Origin of the sequence: Streptomyces avidinii, from assembly GCF_045161815.1 — a bacterium.
Classification (GTDB): domain Bacteria; phylum Actinomycetota; class Actinomycetes; order Streptomycetales; family Streptomycetaceae; genus Streptomyces; species Streptomyces avidinii.
This window is the reverse complement of the sequence record NZ_CP108863.1, coordinates 8,571,731-8,588,803: the sequence shown is the minus strand read 5'-3', so window position 1 is coordinate 8,588,803 and position 17,073 is coordinate 8,571,731. Positions and strand designations below refer to the sequence as shown.

General features: G+C 72.3%; 16 protein-coding genes. 13 read left to right on the top strand and 3 right to left on the bottom strand.

Annotated elements, in window-relative coordinates; genetic code table 11:
* Window positions 1–153 precede the first annotated feature (153 nt).
* Together OG373_RS39105 and OG373_RS39100 are read left to right on the top strand one after the other, a co-directional pair.
* Complete coding sequence (locus OG373_RS39105) at window positions 154–1,284, top strand: NADH:flavin oxidoreductase (protein WP_405443623.1); 1,131 nt, start codon at window positions 154–156, stop codon at window positions 1,282–1,284.
* Window positions 1,285–1,555: 271 nt separating this feature from the next.
* Window positions 1,556–2,524 carry a helix-turn-helix domain-containing protein gene (locus OG373_RS39100; RefSeq protein ID WP_405443622.1) on the top strand — a complete coding sequence of 323 codons (969 nt, stop codon included), beginning with the start codon at window positions 1,556–1,558 and terminating at the stop codon, window positions 2,522–2,524.
* A gap of 15 nt (window positions 2,525–2,539) precedes the next feature.
* Here OG373_RS39100 and OG373_RS39095 read toward each other — a convergent pair whose 3' ends face one another.
* Entirely contained in the window at window positions 2,540–3,529 is a 990-nt protein-coding gene (locus OG373_RS39095; RefSeq protein ID WP_405443621.1) for a helix-turn-helix domain-containing protein, read from the bottom strand.
* 247 nt (window positions 3,530–3,776) lie between these two features.
* On the opposite strand from OG373_RS39095, the gene OG373_RS39090 reads away from it, so the two are divergent.
* The 10 genes from OG373_RS39090 (at window position 3,777) to gap (ending at window position 14,275) form a co-directional block, all read left to right on the top strand.
* A complete protein-coding gene (locus OG373_RS39090) occupies window positions 3,777–4,748 on the top strand; it encodes an alpha/beta hydrolase (RefSeq protein ID WP_405443620.1) in 972 nt (323 codons plus the stop codon).
* Window positions 4,741–5,469 (top strand): acetate uptake transporter family protein, encoded by a 729-nt coding sequence (locus OG373_RS39085; protein WP_405443619.1) that lies wholly within the window; start codon window positions 4,741–4,743, stop codon window positions 5,467–5,469. Before OG373_RS39090 ends, OG373_RS39085 begins: the two co-directional genes overlap by 8 nt.
* Window positions 5,470–5,523: 54 nt before the next feature.
* Entirely contained in the window at window positions 5,524–7,422 is a 1,899-nt protein-coding gene (locus OG373_RS39080) for an amidohydrolase (RefSeq protein ID WP_405444361.1), read from the top strand.
* 80 nt (window positions 7,423–7,502) lie between these two features.
* Window positions 7,503–8,177, top strand: coding sequence for a hydrolase (locus tag OG373_RS39075; RefSeq protein WP_405443618.1), 675 nt, complete (start codon window positions 7,503–7,505; stop codon window positions 8,175–8,177).
* Between the two features lie 15 nt (window positions 8,178–8,192).
* Complete coding sequence (locus OG373_RS39070; protein WP_405443617.1) at window positions 8,193–8,711, top strand: DoxX family protein; 519 nt, start codon at window positions 8,193–8,195, stop codon at window positions 8,709–8,711.
* A gap of 55 nt (window positions 8,712–8,766) precedes the next feature.
* Entirely contained in the window at window positions 8,767–9,612 is an 846-nt protein-coding gene (locus tag OG373_RS39065) for an alpha/beta fold hydrolase (protein ID WP_405443615.1), read from the top strand.
* A 27-nt stretch (window positions 9,613–9,639) separates the two neighbouring features.
* Window positions 9,640–10,512 carry an alpha/beta hydrolase gene (locus OG373_RS39060; protein WP_405443613.1) on the top strand — a complete coding sequence of 291 codons (873 nt, stop codon included), beginning with the start codon at window positions 9,640–9,642 and terminating at the stop codon, window positions 10,510–10,512.
* Between the two features lie 253 nt (window positions 10,513–10,765).
* Window positions 10,766–12,028 (top strand): hypothetical protein, encoded by a 1,263-nt coding sequence (locus OG373_RS39055; RefSeq protein WP_405443612.1) that lies wholly within the window; start codon window positions 10,766–10,768, stop codon window positions 12,026–12,028.
* A 133-nt stretch (window positions 12,029–12,161) separates the two neighbouring features.
* The gene (locus OG373_RS39050) at window positions 12,162–13,118 is read left to right on the top strand and encodes a GlxA family transcriptional regulator (RefSeq protein ID WP_398671917.1); all 957 of its coding nucleotides are present in this window, start codon (window positions 12,162–12,164) and stop codon (window positions 13,116–13,118) included.
* A 158-nt stretch (window positions 13,119–13,276) separates the two neighbouring features.
* Complete coding sequence (gap, locus tag OG373_RS39045) at window positions 13,277–14,275, top strand: type I glyceraldehyde-3-phosphate dehydrogenase (RefSeq protein WP_397731829.1); 999 nt, start codon at window positions 13,277–13,279, stop codon at window positions 14,273–14,275.
* A 75-nt stretch (window positions 14,276–14,350) separates the two neighbouring features.
* Here gap and OG373_RS39040 read toward each other — a convergent pair whose 3' ends face one another.
* Together OG373_RS39040 and OG373_RS39035 are read right to left on the bottom strand one after the other, a co-directional pair.
* Window positions 14,351–14,533 (bottom strand): hypothetical protein, encoded by a 183-nt coding sequence (locus OG373_RS39040; protein ID WP_405443611.1) that lies wholly within the window; start codon window positions 14,531–14,533, stop codon window positions 14,351–14,353.
* Window positions 14,534–14,616: 83 nt separating this feature from the next.
* Complete coding sequence (locus OG373_RS39035; protein ID WP_405443610.1) at window positions 14,617–16,086, bottom strand: MFS transporter; 1,470 nt, start codon at window positions 16,084–16,086, stop codon at window positions 14,617–14,619.
* A gap of 100 nt (window positions 16,087–16,186) precedes the next feature.
* On the opposite strand from OG373_RS39035, the gene OG373_RS39030 reads away from it, so the two are divergent.
* On the top strand, window positions 16,187–17,056 hold the full coding sequence (locus tag OG373_RS39030; RefSeq protein ID WP_405443609.1) for a helix-turn-helix transcriptional regulator: 870 nt from the start codon (window positions 16,187–16,189) through the stop codon (window positions 17,054–17,056).
* Window positions 17,057–17,073 lie beyond the last annotated feature (17 nt).

Sequence of the window (17,073 nt, the reverse complement as noted above, 5' to 3'; positions counted from 1 at the left end):
GTGAACCCGGGGACCGGCGGACCCCTGCACGGCTCGACCTGCGGGCGAGGCCGCACGTCGGCCGGACGCGGCAATATGCATGATACACAACATGTGTACTATGCACTTCTCGTTGCCGTCCGACGAGCCACAGCCTCAAACCGGAGGACCCGCATGACCGTCACCACGTCCACCGCCTCCCGCGCGGCCGAGATCCTGTCCCGGCCCGTCAAGCTGAACGGCCTGACCGTCCCCAACCGCATCGCGATGGCGCCGATGACGCGGATGTTCTCCCCCGGCGGCGTGCCCGGCGAGGACGTGCAGGCGTACTACGCCGGCCGGGCCGCCGCAGGTGTCGGCCTGATCGTCACCGAGGGCACCTACGTCGGTCACGACTCCGCCGGGCAGAGCGACCGGGTGCCGCGGTTCCACGGCGAGGACCAGCTGGCGGGATGGGCGAAGGTCGCCGCGGCCGTGCACGAGGCGGGCGGCACGATCGTGCCGCAGCTGTGGCACATAGGCATGGTGCGCAAGCAGGGCGAGGCACCGTACGCCGACGCCCCCGCCGTCGGCCCCTCCGGGATCCGCGTCGACGGCACCGAGGGGACCGGCAGGGCGATGACCCGCGCCGACCTCGACGACGTCATCGGTGCGTTCGCCGACGCCGCCGCGGAGGCCGAGCGGATCGGCTTCGACGGTGTCGAACTGCACGGCGCCCACGGCTACCTGCTCGACCAGTTCCTGTGGGAGCGGACCAACCGCCGCTCCGACGCCTACGGCGGCAACGCGGTGGCCCGTACGAAGTTCGCCGCGGAGATCGTGGCCGCGGTCCGCGAGCGCGTCCGGGCCGACTTCCCGGTGATCTTCCGCTACTCGCAGTGGAAGCAGGAGGCCTACGACGCACGGCTCGCGCAGACCCCGGAGGAGCTGGAGGCGATCCTCGCCCCGCTGGCGGCGGCGGGCGTCGACGCGTTCCACGCCTCCACCCGGCGCTACTGGATCCCGGAGTTCGAGGGCTCGGACCTGAACCTGGCGGGCTGGACCAAGAAGCTCACCGGGCGGCCGGCCATCACCGTCGGTTCGGTCGGCCTCGACGGCGACTTCATCCGCGCCTTCGTCGGCGAGGGTGCGGCGCTCGGAGACATCGACAACCTCCTGGACCGCATGGAACGCGACGAGTTCGACATGGTCGCCGTCGGCCGGGCGCTGCTCCAGGACCCGCAGTGGGCGGCGAAGGTCCTCGGCAACCGCTTCGACGAGCTGAAGCCGTACGACGCGGCGGCGCTCAGGTCGCTCAGCCGGTAGGCGCAGCCGGTGGCCGAAAGCCGGCAGCCGTCCGGACGGCCGGTCCGAGGACGCCCCGTGACATCGGTCCGCCGAGGTCACGGGGCGTTCCCGCTCCGGGCAAGCCGGAGCGGGTCGCTCACGAAGACCATGGTGTGCGACGGCTCCGGCAGCAACCGGCCCGGCTCTCCGCCCGCCTGCCGTGGCCAACATCCTCCGCTCGAAATCCACCTCCTCGTTGACCTGATGCAAAATGGGCCGAGCGGCGCCCGGGGCGGAGGGGAACCAACAGGTGTTGATCGACAGTGCGGCCATGGCTCCCGCCGAGCGGGCCGAGGCGATCCGTGAGGCGATCTGGGACAGCGTGGTACGCGTGGAGATCACTCATCAGCCGGACCCCCGCCTCATCCGCACGGTGGGTGCGATCAGCGCGGTCGGACCGCTGCAGGTCTGCTCGGTGCGTGCCAACGCCACCACCATCCGCCGCACCCCCTCACTCGCCCGCGACGACCTGGAACCGAGCGTGTTCGTCGGGCTGCAGGTCACCGGGAGCAGCATGGTCGTCCAGGACGGCCGGGAGGCCTTCCTGGAACCCGGGGATCTGGCGCTCTACGACACGACCCGCCCCTACACCCTGCTCAACAGGGACGGTATCCACCAGCACTTCTTCCGCATCCCGAGAGCTGAACTAGCCCTTCCCGCAGCCACGTTGAACCGAGCCACCGCGGTCCGGCTCAGTCGCCGAGACCCGCTGGCCGACCTCACCGCCACCTGCCTACGGCGCATCGCCCGTCACCAGGCCCATCCCGCCGCCGCCTCCTCCGTGCACGGCATGGATGCGGCCGGCCGGCCGGGCATCGAACTGCTGCGTGCCCTCATCACGGCCCGGCTCGGCGACCACCGCAGCGCCTCCGAGCCCCTGCACGACACCCTTCACCTGCGCATTCTGGAATACGCCCGGACCCACTTGGGCGACCACGACCTGACCCCGGCACGCATCGCGGCCCATCACCACATCTCGCGTCGGTGTCTGTACACCACCCTGTCGCGCAACGGCATCTGTCTGGGCGACTGGATCCGGACACAGCGCCTGGAGCGCTGTCGTGACGAACTCGCGGCACCCGCCGCGCGCCACCGTCCGATCTCCGCCATCGCCCGGCGCTGGGGCTTCCCGAACGCCGCCCACTTCAGCCGCATCTTCAAACACGCCTACGGCCTGACCCCGAGCGACTGGCGGGACCTGCACGCCGCGGCGCGGTGAGCCGGCCCCGTACGCTCAGGCGTCCTCGCGGGCGACCGGGGCGGTGGGGCGGAGCCGGTGGCGCCGCCACTCGCTCGGTGTGACCCCGTAGGACTCGCGGAAACGCCTGGTGAAATGGCTGGGGCTGATGAAGCCGCAACGGGTCGCCACGGCGGAAACGGGCAGTGCCGCGTGGCGGGGCGAAGCCAGCAACCGGCACGCCGCCTCCAATCGCTCGCCGATGAGCCACTGTTCCAGCCGGATGCCCGCGCGACCGAGCACCACGTACAACTGCCGCTTGGATATGGCGTGTTCCACAGCGATGCGCTCGGGGCCGAGATCGGGATCGGTGAGGTGGCGACGCGCGTAGGCCATGATCCGGGCCACCAGGGAACTGTCCATGGCCTCTCTGACCTGCCGGTCCCGCTCGTCGTGCGCCGCCGATGTCAGGAGGGCCCGCACGAGCTCGGTGGTGGCGTTCGCGAGGGCGGCGGCTCCGGGATCCTCTTCCAGGCCGCCCGGATCCTGCCAGAGCGCTCGCAGATGCCCCAGGAGCAGGTCGTGCAGGGGGCTGGCCCGCAGCCGAACGGAGGCCCGTAGCACGGTGTCGACCGGTACCCCGAGATATTCCATGTCCATGGTGATGGCCTGCGAGGCGCCGTATCCGGACCAGCCGTATGCGCGCGGCGCGAGCTCGTGGAACACACAGATGTCCTCCGGCCCCAGAGTGAACCGCCCGCCCGCCTGCTCGGCCCGGTGGACGCCCCTGGTCTGGAGGGAGACCGAGACCACCGGACGGTCCCGGTGCCCGCGCACGTGCCTGGCCGTCCGCCGGACCTCGAAGCCGGAGCACCGCACGTCGAAGAGGTCCAGCCCGCCCACCCGCCATGCTTCGATCCGGGCACGCATCCCCGATTCGGGCTCTTCGTGAGCGATGTCGTTCGGCACGGAGGTGTCCGTCATCGCGTGGTGGAACGCGTCCACCCGGTCACGCGGTGCGAAGTCCTCCAGGTCCAGCAGCAGCACGAACTACCCCTCCATCACGGTTGTCTGAATCCGGCGGTGTCCATCCTCCCGAGAGGACGGTCCGCCCACTTGCCCGTGCGTGCTCATCCCTGTTCTCCGGCGCCCTCCTTCCGGAGTCCTGCACCGAGGGACAACTCCCCTGCGCGGACAGGCGACCGCGCACTTTCCCGCCCGTCTAGCTTCGGAATGCGCCGCAGCTCAGCACGGCGTGGGCGTACGCCCTTCGATCCGACGAGAGGTCCGATCCATGACCGACCACACCCCTGTCGCCCCCGTACTGGAGCCGGCCGCCGCCGACTTCGCGGAAGCGACCGGGACACCGCCGTTCCTGTTCCAGGTCCCACCGGCCGAGGGCCGCAAAGCTGTCGACGAGGTGCAGTCGGGCGGCGGGACCGCAAGGCCCGACGTGGACGAGGAGTGGGTGACCGTCACCGGTGGCCCCACCGGCGAGGTCAGGGCCCGGATCGTCCGACCTGCCGGAGTGAGCGGCGCCCTGCCGGTCGTGCTCTACATCCACGGCGCGGGATGGGTGTTCGGCAACGCGCACACCCACGACCGCCTCGTCCGGGAACTGGCCGTCGGCGCCCGGGCCGCCGTCGTCTTCCCCGAGTACGGGCTGTCGCCCGAACACCGCTACCCGGTCGCCATCGAGCAGAACTGGACGGTGGCCCGCTGGGTCGTCACGGACGGCGCCCGCCACGGCCTGGACGGCACCCGCATCGCGGTGGCCGGCGACTCGGTCGGCGGCAACATGGCCGCGGCGCTGACCCTGATGGCCAAGGAACGCGCCGGGCTCGCCCTGCTCCAGCAGGTCCTCTTCTACCCCGTCACCGACGCGGCCTTCGACACCGGCTCCTACCACCGGTTCGCGGAGGGGTACTTTCTGCGCCGCGACGGGATGCGGTGGTTCTGGGACCAGTACACGACGGACGAGGCCCAGCGGGCGGAGATCACGGCCTCCCCGCTGCGCGCCACCATCGAGCAGCTGACCGGTCTGCCGCCGGCCCTGGTGATCACCGCGGAGGCGGACGTCCTGCGGGACGAGGGCGAGGCGTACGCGAACAAGCTGCGCGCCGCGGGCGTGCCCGTCACGGCGGTGCGCTACCAGGGCATCATCCACGACTTCGTCATGCTCGACGCACTCCGCGGGACGCAGGCGGCGGCGTCCGCGATCGAGCTCGCCGTCCACGTCCTGGAGCGGGCGCTGGCCGATGGCTGAACCCGAACCGGCGACCGCTGCGGTGCCGGGGCGCGGCCCGGCCGACGGGGGAAGACACCTGGAGCCCGACCTGCGCCGGATGACGCGCATCAACCTGCGGCCCATCGCCTCGCCCATGCCGCTGGGCTTCTACTCGGTGGCCATCGCCTCGGTGATCGTCGGCTGCTTCCAGATCGGGCTCTTCGACGAGGGCGCGCACCGCGCCGTCGGCCTAGCCATCCTGCCGGCCTTCGTCCTGCAACTGCTCGTGAGCCACTTGGCGTTCGGCGCCCGCGATGTACTGGCGGCGACGCTCATGGCCTGCTTTTCGGGTCTCTGGCTGGTGAACTCCCTGACCCTGTTCGTGGACGCCCCGGGCGGGAGCCGGGTGCTGGGCGTCCTCAACGCCGTCTTCGCGGTGTTCGCCGTAATGATGGCATCCGTCGCGACCCCCAAGCGGGCCCTGTGGCTGGTGCTGTGCACGGCGATCCCCCGCTTCGCCGTGGCAGCGCTCGCCAACCTCACGGGCGCGCACTGGCTGGGCACCGTCTCCGGGGTCCTCGGGCTCGTGCTGGCGGCCGTCGCCCTGTACACGGCCTTCGCCCTCATGCTGGAGGACATGCGCGGCGAGCCGGTTCTCCCCATCGGCCGCAGCGGCCCCGCGCATCACGCCGTCGAGGGGGATCTGACGGTCCAGTTGCGCAATCTCGAGCGGCAGGCCGGCGTGCGGCGCACCCTCTGACCCCCTGGCCTTCTGGCACTTCCCCTTTCGAAAGCGAGCAACGTGAGCAGCAGCATGCCTGTCGGCGGCATCACCGCCGCGCCCGCGCCGGCCGGCCGTCCCCCGAACGGCCGGGCGGCCGACCTCGTCCTGCGCAACGCACGCGTTCACACGCAGGATCCCTCCCGGCCCGCAGCGACGGCGATCGCCGTACGCGGTGGCCGGATCACGGCCCTGGGCGACGACGGTGACATCGCCGGCCTGGTGGGACCGGCCACCCGGGTGGTGGACGCCCTCGGCCGGCGGGTGGTCCCGGGGCTCAACGACTCCCATCTGCACGTCATCCGGGGCGGCCTCAACTACGTACTGGAGCTGCGCTGGGACGGCGTACGCAGCCTGCGGCATGCCCTGGCCATGCTGCGCGAGCAGGCCGGCCGCACCCCCAAGGGCCAGTGGATCCGGGTGGTCGGCGGCTGGACCGCCGAGCAGTTCGCCGAACGCCGGATGCCCACCGCGGCCGAACTCACCGCCGTCGCACCCGACACCCCGGTGTTCGTCCTGCACCTCTACCAGTCGGCGATCCTCAACCGGGCCGCCGTGCGCGCCGCCGGATTCACCCGCGACACCCCCGATCCGAGGGGCGGGCAGATCGTCCGGGACCGGAACGGCGACCCCAACGGCCTGCTGCTGGCCGCCCCCGGAGCGCTGATCCTCTACTCCACCCTCGCGAGGGCCCCCGCGCTGAACGAAGCCGACAAGATGGTCTCCACCCGGCACTTCCTGCGCGAGCTGAACCGGTTCGGCCTGACCTCGGCCGTGGACGCGGCCGGCGGATTCCAGAGCTTCCCCGAGAACTACGCCACCGTCACCGAGCTGGCCCGCGCGGGTGAGCTCAGCGTGCGCATCGGCTACCACCTGTTCCCGCAGACCGCCGGCCAGGAGCTGGCGGACCTCGAACGCTGGACCGAGACGGTCCGGCCGGGGGACGGCGACGCATGGCTACGGCTGAACGGCGCCGGCGAGAACCTGACCTGGGCGGCCGCCGACTTCGAGAACTTCTCCGAGCCTCGGCCGGAACTGGGTTCCTACGAAGCCGAGTTCGAGAAGGCGGTCCGGCTGCTGATGGAGAACGGCTGGGGCTTCCGGCTGCACGCGACGTACGACGAAACCATCGGCCGAGACCTCGCCGTCTTCGAGAAACTGGCTGCTGACGGACTCTTCCCGGCGGGCAACGGCTGGCTGTTCGACCACGCCGAGACCGTATCCGCCCGGAACCTGGAGCGGATCGCGGCGCTGGGCGGCGGGATCAGCGTGCAGAACCGGATGTCGTTCCAGGGCACGGCCTTCGCACAGCGCTACGGGGCCGAGGCCGCCGCTCTCGCCCCGCCCGTCACCGACATGCTGCGTCACGGTCTGCCCGTCGCAGCGGGCACCGACGCCACGCGCGTCTCCTCGTACAACCCGTGGGTGGCCCTGCACTGGCTGGTCACCGGCCGGACCGTCGGCGGCGCGGCCCTGCGGCCGGCCGGGCAACGGGTCTCCCGCGAGCAGGCCCTGGAGCTGTACACCCTCGGCGGAGCGCGGCTCACCGGCGAGGAGGAGCACAAGGGCATCCTCGGCGAAGGCCGGTTCGCGGATTTCGCTGTCCTGTCCCACGACTACTTCGCCGTGGCGGCCGATGACATCCCGCACATCGAGTCCCTGCTGACCGTGGCCGGCGGCCGGATCGTGTACGCCGCCGGTGAGTACGAGGGCCTGGACGAGGCCCTTCCGCCGATCAGCCCCGAGTGGAGCCCTGTCGCGCACCTCGGCGGCTACCAGGCCACACCGCCGCCCTCGGCGGCGGGCGCCCGCCAGGCCGATCTGCTGGCGGAGGTGGTCGCCGCCTCCGAGCAGCACCGCCGGTGGAGGGCCGCGCGCGGCGAGGCCCCCGAGGTGCCACCCGCCGCATTCGATCCGTGCTTCGTCCTCTGAGCCGCCCGCCCACCCGCGCGCGCACCCGGCCCCTTCCCCCTTTCCCTTCCCACACCGTTCACCTCCGAGAGGAACTCCTCATGTCCGACTTCGACTTCGACCTCGACGCCGTCACCGCCGCGCCCAGCCGCGATCTGCTCACCCCCGACAACGCGATGATGCTGTTCGTCGACCACCAGCCGCAGATGTTCTTCGGCGCCGCCAGCACCGACCGCGTCGCCGTCATCAACGCCACGGTCGGCCTCGCCAAGGCCGCCCGGGTCTTCGACGTACCCGTCGTACTGTCCACCGTGGCCGCCGAGTCCTTCTCCGGGCCGATCCTGCCGCAGCTGCGCGAGGTCTTCCCCAAGCACGACGTCATCGACCGGACCTCCATGAACGCCTGGGAGGACGAGGCCCTGGTCGAGGCGGTCAAGGCCACCGGCCGCCACAGGATAGTGCTCTGCGGCCTGTGGACCGAGGTCTGCCTCGTCCTGCCCGCCCTCTCCGCGCTCAACCAGGGGTACGAGGTCTACGTCGTCGCCGACGCATCGGCCGGTGTCACCCCGGCCGCCCACGAGCACGCCCTGCAGCGGATGACCGCCGCCGGCGCCGTACCCGTCACCTGGCTGCAGGTGCTCCTGGAGCTCCAGCGCGACTGGGCGCGCACCGAGACGTACGCCGCCACCACCGACGTGGTCAAGGAGCACGGCGGCGCGTACGGCCTGGGCGTCGTCTACGCCCACTCCATGATCGACCCGCACGCGGCCGGCTGACCGGACGGTTCGACCATGGACACCGGACTGCTCCTCCTCCGCCTCCTCACGGGCCTGCTGATCGCCGCGCACGGCGTGCAGAAGGTCAGCTTCCTGCTCGGCGGCAGCGGACTGGCGGGCGGGACCGAGGAGTTCCGGCGCGACGGCTTCCGCGGCGGGGCGCTCACCGCCCTCGCCGCGGGGGCCGGGCAGATCGGCTCCGGCCTGCTGCTGGCCGCCGGAGCCCTCACTCCGCTCGGCGCCGCAGGGGCGATCGGCGTGATGACCGTCGCCCTCGCCGTCAAATGGCCCCACGGCCTGTGGGTGCAGCACGACGGCTACGAGTACCCCCTCGTGCTCATCGGAATCGCCACCGGGCTCGCCCTCACGGGACCCGGCCGCTTCTCCGTCGACCATGCACTCGGCCTGCCGCTCCGGCCCGGCTGGACGGCCGCGGCCGCGCTGGCGGTCGGGGTGGCCGGCGGCCTCGCCGTACGCGCCCTGCTGCACGACCCGGCCGCGCCCGCGGCCCCCGATCGGCCGGGCTCCCCGTGACCGCATCGGCCCGACACGTCTCAGCCCCGCTCCCCGACCCGGAAGGACCCCGAACATGACCGGCCGTCCACTGAGCCGACGCCACACACTGAGGACCGCCGCCGGCGCAGCGGCAGCGCTGACCGTCGCCGCGGCGCCGCCGGCCGCAGCGTCCGCCACCGGCCCCGGCCCCGGCCCGGAGCGGGCCGGGAGGCCGACCGTGGTCCTGGTCCACGGCGCCTTCGCCGACGCCTCCAGCTGGAACCCCGTCACCGAACGGCTCCAGCAGTACGGCCACCCGGTGATCGCCGTGGCCAACCCGCTGCGCGGCCTCACCCACGACGCCGCCCACGTGGCCGCCCGGCTCGCCGCCGTCCCCGGACCCGTCGTCCTGGTCGGCCACTCCTACGGCGGGGCGGTCGTCACCCAGGCCGCAGCCACCGCTCCCACCGTCAAGGCCCTGGTCTACGTCTCCGCGTTCATCCCCGATGCCGGAGAGGTCCTCGGTGAACTCGCCGCACGGTTCCCCGGCTCCCGGCTCGAAGCCTCGCTCGACCCCGTGCCCGTCCCCGGCCCCGACGGCACCACCGGCGTCGACCTCTACATCCGGCCCGACCGGTACCACGAGGTCTTCGCCCAGGACGTTCCGCCTCCCACCGCACGCGTGCTGGCCGCGGGCCAACGCCCGCTCAGCGCATCCGCGTTCACCGACCGGGTGAGCAGCGCGGCGTGGCACACCGTGCCGTCGTGGACCCTGATCTCCGGCCGGGACCGGGGCATCGTTCCCGAGCTCCAGCGGTTCCAGGCCTCACGGGCCCGGTCCCGGACGGTCGAGGTGCCGTCCTCCCACCTGCCCATGTACAGCAGGCCCGACGCCGTCGTCGCGCTGATCCGGTCGGCTGCCCGCACCATCGCCGCCTGATGCCCCGCCACCTCTGAGGAGCCACCCGTGTCATCCCCCGAAACCACTGCGTCCTACGCGCGCGACCTCGCCCGGGTCGAGGCGGCCAACGCCACCGGCCGCATCCCCGTCGTCTTCATCCACGGCCTGTGGCTGCTGCCCACCAGCTGGGACCGCTGGGCCGCCGTCTTCGAGGACGCCGGCTTCGCGCCCGTCACCCCCGGCTGGCCGGACGACCCGGAGACCGTCGAGGAGGCCAACGCCCACCCCGAGGTCTTCGCCGGCAAGAGCGTCGGCCAAGTCGCCGACCACTTCTGCGGCCTCATACGCACACTCGACCGCAAGCCCGTGGTGATCGGCCACTCCTTCGGCGGGCTGATCACGCAGATCACCGCCGGGCGCGGCCTCTCCCGAGCATCCGTCGCCATCGATCCGGCGCCCTTCCGCGGCGTGCTGCCGCTGCCGCTCTCCTCCCTGCGGGCCGCGAGCCCGGTCCTCGGCAACCCGGCCAACTACCATCGGGCCGTCCCTCTGACATACGAGCAGTTCCGCTTCTCCTTCGCCAACGCGGTCGGCGAGGAGGAAGCCCGCGAGCTGTACGACACCTTCGCCGTCCCTGCCCCGGGAGAACCCCTCTTCCAGGCGGCGGCGGCGAACGTCAACCCGTGGACCGAGGCCAAGGTCGACACCACCTCCGCCGACCGGGGACCGCTGCTGATCATCTCCGGGGAGAAGGACCACACCGTCCCCTGGGCCATCGCCGATGCCTCCTACAAGAAGCAGGCCCACAACACGCACGCGGTCACGGAGATCACCGAGATTCCCGGCCGCGGCCACTCCCTGACCATCGACCACGGCTGGCGCGAGGTCGCCGACACCGCCCTCGCCTTCGTCCGCCGGTTCGCCCACCCGGCTTCGTAGCGCGGCACGGCACGGGGCCCGGCGGTACTCCTCGGGCTGCCCGGTGAAGGACGGCCCGGGGAAGTCCGCAGGCAACGCTGTGGGCCCGAGGCCCTCCCGGGGGTGTCGGATGGGGCACGCGGGGCGCTTGCGGCGGGGTTTGCGATGGCTGTCGTTGCCGCCCTCCCCAATGCGCCGGAACCGGTGGACGGCCGCTCCCCGAGGACCCGAAGATGAGCGCGGCCCCCGCTCGGTGGGCCGCGAAGGGAGTGCCATGACGACGTCTGCGGTGGCCGGCAGGCCTGCTCCACCACCGAGCACGGCCCGGGAGGTACCGGACAGGACGAAGTGGGCCGTCAAGCCGCTGAACGACGGCAAGTCGGCCTACGCGCTGCCCACCGAGTGGAAGAGCGGCGCACTGCACCACAAGATCTCCAAGGAGCGCCTCAGCTCGATCGCCGAACAGGTCACCCCTGCCTGGAACTCGAAGAGCCCGCAGCTCCAGGGAGCGGCTCGGGCGTTCTGGAGTCTGTGCTGGTCGGTGGCCGGCCAGCGCGTCGCCGAGGCCGTGGCGACGGCGGGTGCCGGCGGCAGCCCCAACCCGCACCGCCTGCTGTGGAACCTGCCGCTGATGGTGTCATTGGGGCCGCAGAGTCCGGCCAACGACCCGGGCATGAACTTCGACCCCGACACCGAGCCGATACCGGGCGGCCCGGGCACGCGCCGGATGGACGCCGTGTCGCTGGCGCTCAAGGACCTGGAGACCGCCTGGCTGAGGGCCGCCGGGGCGGACAACGGACGCGGTGTGTACGACGCCGCGCTCTGGACGACCCTGCACCGGCACCTGCAGACCGCTCACCTCGCCGCCGAGCGCGTGGATCGCGAGGAGCGGGTGCTGTACCCGCCCCTGCACGAGCAGTGGGTGTACGACGCCACGACCAAGCAGAACCTGCGCAAGGGGCTGACACCGTTCCCGACGTGCGAGCAGGGCCGGCGCCTCTTCGCGGAGGCCCGTGTGAACGCGCCGTCGATCGCGGCGTACGCCGACTCCGGGACGACTGCCGCGACCGCCACGGTCCGGGCCGACGTGAGCGGGCGGCAGGTCACCCTCACGCTGACCGCGGCCGAGCAGAACGTGCACCACGTGTGCGTGCGCCACACCCTCACGTTCTTCGACTTCACCGACACGTCCCGGCCCCGGCCCATCAACACGTTCTGGCCGGACGTGCGCACCTTCGCCGACGCCACGGCCCTCACCACGACGCTGCTGCCGGGGATCGGCCGTAGTTGTCTGCGGGAACTGGACCGCGAGCTGGGCAATGCGGCCAAGGCCGCCGACTGGCTCGACGAGGTCCTGGAGATCTCCAGCGAGGACGTCGACGGCAGACTCGTCTTCTACAACGTGCAGTTCACCGAGGTGAACGGTACGGACGCGGCTCCCGCCGTCCAGGCGGTCATCGAGTCGTTCGCACCGGACGGCCCGGACGGCCCGGGCTTCACCCGCGGGGACCTGGACCTCATCGCCAAGCAGTTGTGACCCGTCCGGCCCGCCGGATCGCGTCCCGCACCGCGTCCCGGCGGGTCACCGCAGGACCGCATATCCACCGCCACGCTCCCGCGCGGGAGACGGCACGGCCGTGCGGTCGGTGAACCCGCCGTACCCTGAACCCGTGCCGCCCTCCCGCCTCCACCGTGTCGCCGTCCTCGTCCTCGAGGGCGCGAAGCCGCTCGACGTCGGTATCCCCGCGCAGGTGTTCACGACGCGCGCCAGCATGCCGTACGAGGTGCGGGTGTGCGGGGCGGCGCCCGGTCTGGTGACCGGCGGCGACGGGCTCTCGTACCACGTCACGCACGGGCTCGACGCGCTGGCCTGGGCCGACATCGTCTTCGTACCCGGCTACCGCTTCCCCGACCGTGAGGACCCGCCGCGGGCGGTGATCGACGCGCTGATCGCCGCCCACGAGCGGGGCGCGCGGCTCGCCGCCATCTCGACGGGTGCCTTCGCGCTCGCCGCCACGGGTCTGCTCGACGGCAAGCGGGCCACGACCCACTGGCACTACGCACGAGCGCTGGCGGCGAAACATCCGCACATCCGCCTCGACGAGAACGTCCTGTTCGTCGACGAGGGCAGCGTGCTCACGTCGGCCGGCGCCGCCTCGGGCATCGACCTGTGCCTGCACATCCTGCGCCGCGACCTCGGCGTGGCCGCCTCGAACCACGCGGCCCGGCGCCTGGTCGCGGCCCCCTACCGCAGCGGCGGGCAGGCGCAGTACGTGCCGCGCAGCGTCCCCGAGCCGCTCGGCGAGCGGTTCGCCGCCACCCGTGAGTGGGCGCTGCACCGGCTGGGCGAGCCCCTCACCCTGGAGGCGCTCGCCCAGCACGCGGGCGTATCGCCCCGTACGTTCTCGCGCCGCTTCGCCGAGGACACCGGGTACACACCGATGCAGTGGGTCATGCGGGCCCGCATCGACGTGGCGCGTGAGCTGCTGGAGCGTTCGGAGCGCAGTGTCGAGCAGATCGCCGATGACGTCGGCCTCGGCACCGGCGCGAATCTGCGCCTGCACTTCCACCGCATCCTGGGCACCACTCCGACGGAGTACCGGCGCACCTTCACCCAGGGCGTATAGGGCGTATACGGCGCATCCACGGCCGTATCCACCCGAGAAGGATCTCGTCCCACGGTGTGGCGAGGTGTGGCGAGATCCTTACGAACCATGGCGATCTCGCCGCTGTCGGGGACACGGAGCGGGGGCGAACCTGATGGCGAACGAAAGGGACATCGCTCATGACTCGCATTGCCATCAACGGATTCGGCCGCATCGGGCGCAACGTGCTGCGCGCGCTCCTGGAGCGCGAGACGGACCTCGAGGTCGTCGCCGTCAACGACCTGACGGAGCCCGCCACCCTCGCGCGACTGCTCGCCTTCGACACCACCTCCGGCCGGCTCGGCCGCCCGGTCACCGTCGAGGGCAACGTGCTCGTCGTCGACGGCCACCGCATCACGGTGCTCGCCGAGCGGGAGCCGGAGCAGCTGCCGTGGGCCGAGCTCGGTGTCGACCTCGTCCTGGAGGCGACCGGTCGCTTCACCTCGGCCGAGGCCGCCCGTGGCCACATCAAGGCGGGTGCGCGGAAGGTGCTGGTCAGCGCGCCGTCCGACGGTGCCGACGTGACGCTCGCGTTCGGTGTGAACACCGACGCCTACGACCCGGCGCTGCACACGGTCGTCTCGAACGCGTCCTGCACGACCAACGCGCTGGCCCCGCTGGCCGCCGTACTGGACGACCTCGCCGGCATCGAGCACGGCTTCATGACCACGGTGCACGCCTACACGCAGGAGCAGAACCTGCAGGACGGCCCGCACCGCGACCCGCGCCGTGCCCGCGCCGCCGGCGTCAACATCGTGCCGACCTCGACCGGAGCCGCGAAGGCGATCGGCCTGGTACTGCCGCAGCTCGACGGCAAGCTGTCGGGCGACTCGATCCGGGTGCCGGTCCCGGTGGGCTCGATCGTCGAGCTCAACACCACCGTCGCCCGCGAGGTGACGCGCGAGGAGATCCTCGAGGCGTACCGCACTGCGGCGCAGGGGCCGCTGGCCGGCGTGCTGGAGTACTCCGAGGACCCGCTGGTGTCGTCCGACATCACGGGCAACCCCGCCTCGTCGATCTTCGACTCCGAGCTCACCCGCGTCGACGGCCGCCACGTCAAGGTGGTCGCCTGGTACGACAACGAGTGGGGCTTCTCGAACCGCGTGATCGACACGCTCACCCTCCTCGCCGCGGGCTGAACCGCGGGCTGATCCTCGGGCCGATCCGCGAATCGAACCGCGAACCGAGCCACGGGCGGCTCCCGGTGGGGCGGCTCAGAGGTTGTCCCAGAACCTGCGCCAGAAGTTGGCGCGCACGTCGCTGATCCAGTGGCGGGTGTTGCAGTGCAGCTTGCGCACCACCGGGAAGGGCTGCGATACGGGACGCCCGCACCACTGGCACGGCTTCGTGCGCCGTGCGGGCGAGCCCGGCGCCTGCGCGCGGTTGGTCTCGGTCATGGTCACAGTGAACCGACCGGCCGCGCGCGGCGCCTCGGCGTACGTACTCAGGCGCCCCGGGCTCTCCTGCTCATGCCGCGCGCTCAGCGCATGCGGGGCAGACGGAGGCTGAGCAGAACGGTCAGCCCGATGAGGCCGAGCTGGACGAGCAGGGTGGTGGACACGGCCTCGCGCACGCCCGCCGTCGGGATCAGCGCGAGGAAGAGACTCCCCAGCGTGGCGACGCCGATCGCCACGGCGGACTGCTGGGCGGTGATCATGACGCCGCCGCCCGCGCCGGCCCGGTCGGCGGGGACGTCCGAGAGCATCAGCCGCATCAGCACGGGCATTTGGAAGCCCTGGCCCAGTCCTGCCAGGGCCACGCCCGGAGTGAGCGCGGCCGGGCCGAGGTCCGGCCAGCCGTGGCGAAGGGTGACCAGCAGGAGGGCGATCCCGGCCGCCTGGATGACACCGCCGGCGGTGACGATCCGGCTGCCGAAGCGGGTGATCAGGCGCGGCCCGGCGAGCGCGGCCCCGAAGAAGGCCACCGCCATCGGCGCCAGCGACAGTCCCGCCTGCACCGGGCCCATGCCCAGGCCCTGTTGGAGGGTCACGGCGAGCACGAACATGAAGCCGCCGAACCCGATCGAGAACGGCAGCAGCAGCATCAGGCCGCGCCGCAGCGACTCCAGCCTCAGCAGGCTCGGCGGCACCAGCGGGATACGGCCGAGGCGGTCGGCCCGGCGCTCGGTGAAGTAGAACGCGGCAGCCGCGACCGGGAACACGCCGAGCGAGACCCAGGTCCACAGCGGCCAGCCGGCAGCCCGCCCCTCCGTGAGCGGCAGCAGCAGCGAGACCAGGGACAGCGCGAGCAGCAGGGTGCCCGGCACGTCGACCGCGGCGGGCCGGCCGGCGCGGGTGTCCGGGACGGAGCGCACGGCCAGGACCAGTCCCAGGATCACCACCGGTACGTTGACCAGGAACACCGCGCGCCAGCCGGTGCCGCCGAGGTCCGCGGCGACCAGGACGCCGCCGAGGATCTGCCCGGCGACCATGGACAGGCCGCCGGTGGCCCCGTACAGACTCATCGCCCGGGCCCGGCGCGGGCCCTCGGTGGTGGCCTGGATGGTGGCGAGCACCTGCGGCAGCATGAGGGCGGAGGCCGCGCCCTGTGCCACGCGGGCGGCGACGAGGGTCCAGGCGTTCGGGGCGAGGCCGCAGGCGAGCGAGGTGAAGCCGAAGGCGGCCATGCCGACGAGGAAGAGTCGGCGCCGGCCGAGACTGTCGCCGACGCGCCCGCCGAGGACGAGCAGGACGGCGTACGCGACGCCGTAGCCGCCGATGACCAGTTCCAGGAGGGCCGGGCCGGCGGAGAGGTCGTGCTCGATGGAGGGCAGCGCGACGTTGACGATGAAGAAGTCGATCAGGGGCAGGGCCGCGCCCAGGAGCACGGTGAACAGGCCCAGGCCGCCCAGGTGGGGCGCCGCGGCGGTGTGTGCGGGAGTGCTGCGTGCGGGGGTGGTGCGCGCAGGAGTGCTGCGTACAGGCGTGTCGCCTGGAGGAGTTCGGGTCACCCTGCGACAGTCGTGCACCTGCCGGACGGGTACCAGAGTGCGCTTATCCGGGTATCAGGACTACCTGGCAACAGGATGAGCGGTGCGGCAGGCTGGGGGCATGACCACTGTGGCTCCTGGAAGCGATGTCCGCCGGCACGAACTGGCCGAGTTCCTGCGCACCCGCCGCGAGCGGATCACCCCCGAGCAGGTCGGACTCGTACGCGGACCGCGCCGGCGCACCCCGGGACTGCGCCGTGAGGAGGTCGCGCACCTGTCGTCGGTGGGCGTGACCTGGTACACGTGGCTGGAACAGGCGCGCGACATCCAGGTGTCCGCGCAGGTGCTGGACTCGGTCGCGCGGGCGCTGCTGCTCGACGTGAGCGAGCGCGAGCACCTGTTCGCGCTGGCCGGGAGCCTGGATCCGGCGCCGCCCGCGGACTGCCCCAGTGTGACGCCGGCGGTGCGGGCGATGCTCGACCAGTTGGGCCCCATCCCGGCCTGCGTCCAGAACAGCCGGTACGACGCCGTGGCGTACAACGCCACGTACGGCCGGCTGCTCTGCGATCTGGACAGCAAGCCGCCGGAGGACCGCAACTGCATGTGGCTCGCCTTCACGGATCCCGAGTGGCGGGAGGCGGTGGTCGATCTGCCGAGTACGCACCGGATCATGGCGGCGAGGTTCCGGGCGGCGATGGCCGAGCACCTGGCGGAGCCGGCGTGGACGACGCTGCTGGCCCGGTTGGAGGGGGCGTCGGCGGAGTTCCGGGAAGTGTGGGCTCGGCACGAGGTGGTCGGCGGGCAGGTCTCGAAGGCGAAGTACATCCGCAACGCGCACGTGGGAATGCTGCACGTGGAGCACACCAACCTGTGGCTCGGCCCGCGGACCGGTCCGAGGGTCGTGACGTACGTACCGCTGGACGAGGAGACCCGGGAACGGCTGGAGGCGCTGGCGGAACTGGCCGGCGCCGGGGTTCCTGTGACGGCCTGACCGTCTGACGGCCCTGG

Bases quoted from the DNA above. Each gene is read 5' to 3' on its own strand.
- OG373_RS39105 (WP_405443623.1), top strand. From the start codon at position 154: ATGACCGTCACCACGTCCACCGCCTCCCGCGCGGCCGAGATCCTGTCC.
- OG373_RS39090 (WP_405443620.1), top strand. From the start codon at position 3,777: ATGACCGACCACACCCCTGTCGCCCCCGTACTGGAGCCGGCCGCCGCC.
- OG373_RS39085 (WP_405443619.1), top strand. From the start codon at position 4,741: ATGGCTGAACCCGAACCGGCGACCGCTGCGGTGCCGGGGCGCGGCCCG.
- OG373_RS39080 (WP_405444361.1), top strand. From the start codon at position 5,524: ATGCCTGTCGGCGGCATCACCGCCGCGCCCGCGCCGGCCGGCCGTCCC.
- OG373_RS39075 (WP_405443618.1), top strand. From the start codon at position 7,503: ATGTCCGACTTCGACTTCGACCTCGACGCCGTCACCGCCGCGCCCAGC.
- OG373_RS39070 (WP_405443617.1), top strand. From the start codon at position 8,193: ATGGACACCGGACTGCTCCTCCTCCGCCTCCTCACGGGCCTGCTGATC.
- OG373_RS39065 (WP_405443615.1), top strand. From the start codon at position 8,767: ATGACCGGCCGTCCACTGAGCCGACGCCACACACTGAGGACCGCCGCC.
- OG373_RS39055 (WP_405443612.1), top strand. From the start codon at position 10,766: ATGACGACGTCTGCGGTGGCCGGCAGGCCTGCTCCACCACCGAGCACG.
- gap (WP_397731829.1), top strand. From the start codon at position 13,277: ATGACTCGCATTGCCATCAACGGATTCGGCCGCATCGGGCGCAACGTG.
- OG373_RS39040 (WP_405443611.1), bottom strand. From the start codon at position 14,533: ATGACCGAGACCAACCGCGCGCAGGCGCCGGGCTCGCCCGCACGGCGC.
- OG373_RS39030 (WP_405443609.1), top strand. From the start codon at position 16,187: ATGACCACTGTGGCTCCTGGAAGCGATGTCCGCCGGCACGAACTGGCC.